This is a genomic window from Pedobacter sp. GW460-11-11-14-TSB4 (assembly GCF_059423705.1).
In genome coordinates, this window is record NZ_JBWKYI010000004.1 from 50,191 (window position 1) to 58,152 (window position 7,962).

Here is a 7,962-nt window from a genome sequence, read left to right on the forward strand (position 1 = left end):
ATGCTCATGATTAAATATAAAAGGATTACAAGAGATAATAAAGCAATAAAAGCACAAGTCATACAGCGCACCGCCTTGCCCGCTAAGACTTGCGTTAGTGAGGGGTTTCTCCATTTTTATTTTTTTACAAGGGTACAAAAAATATGGAGGGATGGAAAATTGATGAAGAAAAAAATGGATGATGGAATGTGCGAAAAACAGCGATAATGATATCTTTTGCCTGGTAGATCAGCATCAAATTGCTAAAGTTGTTCATGCCTTTTATGGTCTGCTAAACTACACTGAACAAAATGAACTAAACAAGTTTGCCCCTTAAAATGTTGTCAAAAAAGAAAAGGGTAGCCACATCCGTGTTTACCCCTTTCCAATTACTCCCGTGTTAGAGGAACTATAATTACACCGATAAGGCAATTTTTGTTTGCTTTATCTACATAATCATACAACTCAAGTCTGAAAAACAGATAGCAAAATCACTGTTTTTATTTGATGCGATATTTTTAATTCGCTCAAATCACCCTTTAATTTGTCTTCAATGGCCACCTAAAAGTAAACGCTGAAATGTTAATTTAGGACATAATTTAGTCTGTATGAATAAGAATGCTTTAATAGCCAGTATTGAGATAAACCAACCGGTTAACCTGGTATGGGAAATCTGGAATGAGCCCGAACACATTGCTAAATGGAATGCACCATCGGGTGAATGGATCAATGAGAAAATTGAAAATAACCTGATCGAAGGTGGTGGCTTTCTATATGTAATGGTGAGGAAAGATGGAAGTGAGCGTTTTGATTTTAGCGGCACTTATACTGAAATTATTAAACATAAGCGCATTGCTTATACATTGGATGACAACAGAAAAAGCCTGATTACCTTCACCGGAAGTAACCCGGTTACGCTCACCGAAACATTTGAACCTGTTGCAGATCTTGATCTGACCATGCAACAGGAATTCTGTCAGTCGGGACTGAACCAGCTGAAAGCCTATGCTGAGCAGCTTGCTTAAATGGCTTCAAGCGCTAGTACAGAACTGGTTTCGCTACGATTCAGGTACCATTTTAAACCCGAGTTCATCAAACTTTCGCCCGTATAAACCTGATCGTTATCCGGGCATTTTGATTTACTGCCCGGCAATAAGTTGATTTCTCTGATCCGGTATTTCTTTTGGGGATCCAGCCCTTTTAAAATTAGCGTAGGGTAGTTTTGGGCTTCGCTTACCGTTAAATTATAGGCAAATAACACGGCTTTATTCATCGTGCTATCAACATACATTAACGCCGCACTATTGGTGCGATAAGGTGATACCAGCCTGTACAAATCACCATAATTGATTATGGGTTGCAATCTTTTGTAATTATCTACCGTAATTTTACTCAGTGCGAGGTCTTTTTCGTTTAATTTTTTCACCTGGATATCAAAACCCATTTTACCAGACATGGCCACATCCAGCTTAAATTTAATCGGTTGTTTGCCCCATTCGGTAACGTGGTTGCAAATGGTGAGTGCCGGGAAGAAATAGGAATATCCCCATTGGATTTTTATGCGGTCGAATGGATTGGTATTGTCGCTGGCCCAAAATTCATTAAAATACTTCATGGCACCATACTCTACCCTAGCGCCTCCGCTTGCACAAAGCATCAGCTCCAGGTTGGGATATTTGGCCCTTACGGCATCGAGTACCTGATACAGCCCCTGCGTGTATTTAACAAACATGGCATTTTGATCTTTCCCCATAAAAACACTGTAAGGATTGCTCATGATCCTGTTACAGTCCCATTTCATGTAGGTGATGCCCGGCGCTTCTTTCATTAAATTATCGATTACGCCAAATACAAAATCCTGCACCTTCGGGTTGGTCAGATCGAGCACCAGTTGTGTCCGTTGAAGGTCTTCGGGGCGGTTTGGTGCTTTCAGTACCCAATCCGGATGTTTCTCGTACAACTCGCTTTTTGGGTTGACCATTTCCGGCTCGATCCATATCCCAAAGTTGATTTCCTTATTTCTGGCCTCTTTAACCAGATAACCGATGCCATTTGTCAATTTGCGTTTGTTCACTTCCCAATCGCCAAGGCCAGCCTTATCGTTATCGCGTGGATATTTGTTCGCAAACCAGCCATCGTCCAGTAAAAACAGATCAACACCTAGCTTTTTTGCGCCATCAAATAAATTAACAAGGGTATCCTGATTGAATTTAAAATAAGTGGCTTCCCAGTTGTTAAGTAAAGTCTGCCTACGCTGATCGCCTTTCCAAATGCCATATTTAACAGCCCAGTGATGAAAATTGCGGCTCATCTGCCCCTGTCCGCCATTGGTATAGGTAAAGATAAAATGCGGGGTACTTAAACTTTGTTTATTTTTAAGGCGATAATCTGATGCATAAGCATTAATGCCACAGATTACCTTTAACGCATCGCCAAGGCGCGAATTATTTTTAAATGTTTCGAACTGGAGGTTAAAATTGCCGCTCCAGGCCAAAGAGCCGCCAAATACCTCTCCCTGGTTTTCATCTTCAGGCTTCTGTTTGCTGAGCATAAACGATGATAAACCGTTTTCAACTGTTTTTACACCCAGTTTCGACTGAATGCTGTAAAGTCCGTTAGGCAATAAAAATTCTTCCATTTGTGCCTCAATTCCCCAGTCGCCATTAAAACGGGTCAGGTAATTGGTTGCTCCGGGAAAGTTCAAAAATGCCGATGCGTAGCGGTGCAGCACCACATCACCTTTCTCCTGATTGTCTATTTCGTTCCAGGTTTCGATTATATTTTCCTTTTGATAAGCCTTATAATGTAGGTTTACAAAAAAATTATAGGCAGGATCTTTTAAACGGATAACGGTTTCGGTTACGTTACCTGCTGTTTTTACAGCTGATGATACAAACCCGAGTTGTAAAGACATATTCCCATCGGCATGGGTTACCTCTATCGCTGGCTCCTGTAAATAAGTGGCGCCACCGGTTGCAAAAGCGGGCAATTCATAAGGACTTGCGGGCCTGTAAGCAGCAGAATCCTGAAGTTTTTTACCGAAATAAGTTTGTTCTAACTGTTGCTGTTTATTGACATGATATACCAGTGCCGAATGATCGGTACTAATAATAATTTTTTGGGCGTAGGTATTCGAACCCAAACAAAATGCCAGGGTTAGCGATAAATAAATGTGGATGCTGCGTTTCATTCGCTTGTGTTGTCTTATAAAATAAAGATCAAAACTTGCAAAAAAATACAGATCGTAATGATTTGTAATTATCAGGTTTAAGCGAAATATTAACTATTTATGGTCAGATAGCAGCTATTTAAACGTGTTACAGGCACAAATTCACCCCTGGGCAAGAACAGGTTTCGCTTTTCTGGGCTTTTTCCTTTTCTTCCACCAGATGATGAAACCTGTAACCGGCAAACTCGCTGCAACCAAAGCTGCTAAAAGAGAAAGAATTTTATTTGGAAGCCCTAAAAGCCTGCCCGTATGCAGATCGTAATTGGTGGCTTCTATTAAATCGGCGCCATTAAAATCTTTATACAGTTTAGCCCTGGTCATTGTACCCGTGGCTTCTTCGTAAAAAAAGGTATTCTGCTTACGTGCCCAACGGTACGGATAGATCATCCTTAACCGTAATTCGCCTTTACCACGAAGTGAAAAACTAGTGGAAATAGCCCCGGGATATTTAATTTTAGCTTCAGTATAAATTTTGTTGTAGCGCACAGGTACCGAATCGATGTGCGTCGGTTTGGCTAAAACAATAGCTTTACCTTGTCCTAATTTACTCCCGGTAAAAAAGCTCGCTGCATTTTTCACCCCTTTAAAAGCAAAGTACAAACCACTTAAAGCAGTAACCAATAACACAAGTGATGCATAAAAACCCAATACGTTGTGTAAATCGTAATTCAGCCGTTTAAACGAGGCTTTTCTTTTAATGGTTAAAGATTGTTTTAATAAGCGCATTTGGCCGGGAAACCAGAGTACCAGTCCCGTAATTAGCATCAGCACAAAAATAACTACCGACCACTGCATAATAAATTGGCCGGTTTTACCCAGCAATAGCGAGGTATGGATATGTTCTACCACCTGGAGCCAATCTTCGCCACCTTTTTTTACCAAAGCGGCATTGTAGGGGTTAAAATAATAAACGATGCCTTTTTTTGTGGTAATTTCTACTGTGGCGTTTGAAAACCCGTCTTCAATCCTGATCAGCCTTAACTGGTCTTTGGGCGATAATTTTTCGAAGCTGGAAATGATATGATCTAAACCTACAAAAGGCTTCTGTTGAAGCCCTACGTAGCGAAAATCTTTTTGTGTAAGCTCCCTGATCTCTTCTTCAAAGATATACAGTGCCCCGGTTATACTAATAATAAATACCACCAGGCCAGTGGCCAGGCCGAGCCAGAGGTGAATGTTCCTGATGGTATTTTTAAAATTCTTATTTTTCATTGCCTAAAAAGCGTAGCCTAACGACAGGTTAAATCTACGTCCATTGCCCCTCACATAATTTACATTGCTGCCATAAAACTGAGAAATGGCAGGATAATAAACTTTATTCAGTAAATTTTCTACACCTACCGATAATTTTAAAGGTGGTGTAACCTGATATACTGCGGCAACATTAAATAAGTTGAAGGCTTTTACCGGACCTTCGCCGATTAAATATTTACCTGCAGCATTGGTTTTAAAACGATCGCGATTTCCTACACGCATCCAGTTTACATCCAAAATTAAGTTTTTAATCCCTGAATATTTAAGATAAACCGTAGTTTTTGATGGCGGGATACGCGTTGTGTTTAAATACACATCTTTCTCTCCGTTAAAATTACCATCATCATCTACATCGCCTTTTCCTTCTACCTGTGCGTAATTACCACCAATGCTCAGCGCTTTTAAAACCTGATAATCGGCCTGGATTTCAAATCCATATACACGCTCCGGAATACGTTGAGAGATATAAGTACCATTTACTTCCAAAAGATTGGCACCCAGTTTAGAAGTGCTGTAGTAATAAGCTGCACTGAAATTCAGTTTACCTAAGGTACTGCTAAAACCAGCTTCGTAATTGTTTACAATAATTGGTTTAGTTTCTAACTGCGATAAAGTATTGCTTTTTGCTGCCCTTAACACCCTGCCTAGCTCGAATACCGAGAACGACTGCGCATAACTGATAAAAGGATTAAAAAACTTGAATTTTGAATAACGTGCACCAGCATTGAATACTAAAGCATTGTAATTTAATTTACCGCCCTGTACCGCTATACTTCCTGCACCGTTTGCACCAGTTGCCAGGGTGTTAAAATCGTCTACATCAATATTAATATTTTCGACCCTCAAACCTCCTTTTATGGTTAAATCATTAATTAAAGTTGCAGAAGCCTGTAAGTAAGGTGCAAAATTCACCATATTCATGTTAGGCACCCATAAACGACCATCAGTTAAACTTTGAGCGGTTTTATCATTCATTAAATCCAATCCATAGTTCAGTTGCATCGGCACCTGTTCTGTAATGTTGAAAGGTGTGTTCAGGTTTACCCTTGCGCCTTTTTTGGTTGAAGTAATAGCCGATTGGCCACTTCCGAAAAATGATGCTGAGTTAGAATAAATGGTATAAAAATCCTGATAGTAAACATTGGCAGTTAAATCAGTTTTACCAAAAATCTGCTGATTCGTATATTGTAAATTAGCATTATGGTTAAACCTTGTTCCTTCATCTTCACCCAGTCTTGTTCCGTAAATACCAATGGCCGGCGATTGGCCATAAACGCCATCTTTGGTTAAATATTTAGAATGCTGTCTGGAGCTGAAATAATTATACATCACCTGCAAACGCTGTTTTGGAGTAAAGTTATAGCCCAGTTTCACAAAACCATTGTAAGATTTGGTTTCGCCTAAACCATATTCAGGCGAGATAACCAGGCCTTCAGCATCGCGGAAAACACCGGTTTTTTCGAACATACCGCTTACCAGATAGTCAAATTTACCGGTTTTACCGTAAAGCTGCTGCGAAAAGCGGTAACCAACGGTACTATCGCCTTTTAAGTTTCCTGTAATTCCGGCTTGAGAATAACCTCCGAATGATTTTCCTTTATCGGCTTTTTTAGTAATGTAGTTAATCAAACCACCTTCAGCACCATTACCGTAAATGGCGGTGGCACCTTTAATCACTTCAACACGCTCAATAACCGAAGGATCGATACTGCGGATATCCCTTCCTCCTGCTCTTAATGGCGTAGACTGTGGAATACCATCAATTAACACGAGTACATTTCTCCCACGTAAAGTCTGACCAGAGTTACCCGTTTGATTAGTAGAAAAACCTAATCCAGGTACGCTGTACGAAAGGATATTAGCCAAATTTGGACTAATGGTTGATTGTGTATTTAATTCCTTAGCGGTAAGTACCGTTACTGATGATGGTGTTTGCGATAAGGATTCTGGCCTTCTGCTTGCCGAAACAATCACATCATTAAGTTCTGCGTGTTGTTCTTTCAAAACAAATGTTACCTGTGTGGTATCGTTTGCAGTAACCGATACACCTTGTTCAACCTGATCGTAACCTGTAATCGAAACCCTGATTAGTTGGTTACCGGCAGGAACAGCTGTTAATTTAAAGGCACCTGATTTATCTGAAGTACTTTTAAGGTTCTGTTTTCTAACCTGTATGTTGGCAAAAGGTATACTATTCCCTAACGAATCGACAACTTTTCCGCTAATTGTACCCTTCCCTGTTTGTGCAAAAAGGGAAATTGTGGTTAGCATCAAAAGAGCCGTGGCAAAAAATTTTATGTATTGGTGTTTCATGCAATTTTTAAATTTCGGCAAAGCTAGCATTATTTAGACTCGTTAAAAATAATAATTCAAAAAAGATACCTATGTGGCGTTTAATCAGGCAGCATTTTAAAATAAATAAGGCATAAGCTTTAATTTATTTGATATTTGCGTTAAACTATTCAGAGTAAAAAAGATGCTGGACACCAAGATGAAGTACGCAATAATCACCGGAGCAAGTAAAGGTATTGGCAAATCGATGGCCATTGCATTGGCGAAAAGAAAAATTAATCTGCTGCTTATCTCCCGCTCGGCTGATGAATTGAGTGCTTTACAAACCGCTCTTAAAAAACAATATGAGGTTGAAGTGCATATCCTGGCAATCGATCTTAGCCAGGCTGAAGCCCCAAAAGCAGTATACAACTGGATCACAGAAAAGAATTACGCCGTTCATATCCTGATTAATAATGCAGGTTACGGATTGTGGGGGAAATTTGGAGAACTGGATTTAAGTGCCCAGTTAGAAATGTGCCAGTTAAACATGACTACGGTAACTTCATTGTGCCATTTATTGCTTCCAGTCCTTTCAGCAGAAAAAAAAGCTTATATACTCAACGTTTGCAGTACTGCAGCCTACCAGGCGGTACCAACTCTGGCCATTTATTCGGCAACCAAAGCTTTTGTTTTATCTTTTACTAGGGCATTAAGGTTCGAACTTAAAGATGGTCCTGTTTCGGTGAGCTGCCTAAGTCCTGGGCCTGTTGATACAGGCTTTGCACATCGTGCCGGATTAGATGCCTTTAGCAAAATGGCAGAGAAATTTAATATGAAACCCGATGAAGTAGCAGAAATTGCCATAAAAGGAATGTTCGCCGGGAAATCTGAAATTATTCCAGGTTTTACCAATATCATCAGCGTATATGCCAATAGGATTTTGCCAAAAGGATTTATAGAAAAAATGGCCGCTGGGATTTATAAGACTTAAGAAGTCCGGAAGTCAGGGGTCGGAGGTCCGGATAGAATGGCTTAAATGGAAATCATGTTTTTATTTATTTGAAAATGAAAGGGCAGTTATTCTTGGCGGTTTGCAGTCCTGCTTTTTGGTACAAGTCCCGATGAAAAATCGGGAGCTTTCCCCGTCAATCAGGTTTAGGAATAAAGGTTAGTGCAGCATAAAACCTTAAAAACAGCCTTAACTTTTCCTCTAGCCCCGGTTGCAG

At 40.0% G+C, this 7,962-nt stretch carries 5 protein-coding genes; 2 read left to right on the top strand and 3 right to left on the bottom strand.

The window, feature by feature from the left end; genetic code table 11:
- The first annotated feature begins 587 nt into the window (after window positions 1-587).
- Window positions 588-1,004 (top strand): SRPBCC domain-containing protein, encoded by a 417-nt coding sequence (locus AC07YT_RS05895; protein WP_086545696.1) that lies wholly within the window; start codon window positions 588-590, stop codon window positions 1,002-1,004.
- On the opposite strand, the gene AC07YT_RS05900 is transcribed toward AC07YT_RS05895, so the two are convergent.
- The 3 genes from AC07YT_RS05900 to AC07YT_RS05910 all read right to left on the bottom strand — a co-directional run bounded on the left by AC07YT_RS05900 (window position 1,001) and on the right by AC07YT_RS05910 (window position 6,775).
- Complete coding sequence (locus tag AC07YT_RS05900; RefSeq protein WP_086545695.1) at window positions 1,001-3,169, bottom strand: alpha-galactosidase; 2,169 nt, start codon at window positions 3,167-3,169, stop codon at window positions 1,001-1,003. The genes AC07YT_RS05895 and AC07YT_RS05900 overlap by 4 nt on opposite strands.
- A gap of 141 nt (window positions 3,170-3,310) precedes the next feature.
- Complete coding sequence (locus AC07YT_RS05905) at window positions 3,311-4,420, bottom strand: PepSY-associated TM helix domain-containing protein (protein WP_086545694.1); 1,110 nt, start codon at window positions 4,418-4,420, stop codon at window positions 3,311-3,313.
- A gap of 3 nt (window positions 4,421-4,423) precedes the next feature.
- On the bottom strand, window positions 4,424-6,775 hold the full coding sequence (locus AC07YT_RS05910; protein ID WP_086545693.1) for a TonB-dependent receptor: 2,352 nt from the start codon (window positions 6,773-6,775) through the stop codon (window positions 4,424-4,426).
- Window positions 6,776-6,953: 178 nt separating this feature from the next.
- Here AC07YT_RS05910 and AC07YT_RS05915 point away from each other — a divergent pair, with 178 nt between their 5' ends.
- Window positions 6,954-7,727: an SDR family NAD(P)-dependent oxidoreductase gene (locus tag AC07YT_RS05915; RefSeq protein WP_494945215.1), complete on the top strand. Its 774-nt coding sequence runs from the start codon at window positions 6,954-6,956 to the stop codon at window positions 7,725-7,727.
- Window positions 7,728-7,962 lie beyond the last annotated feature (235 nt).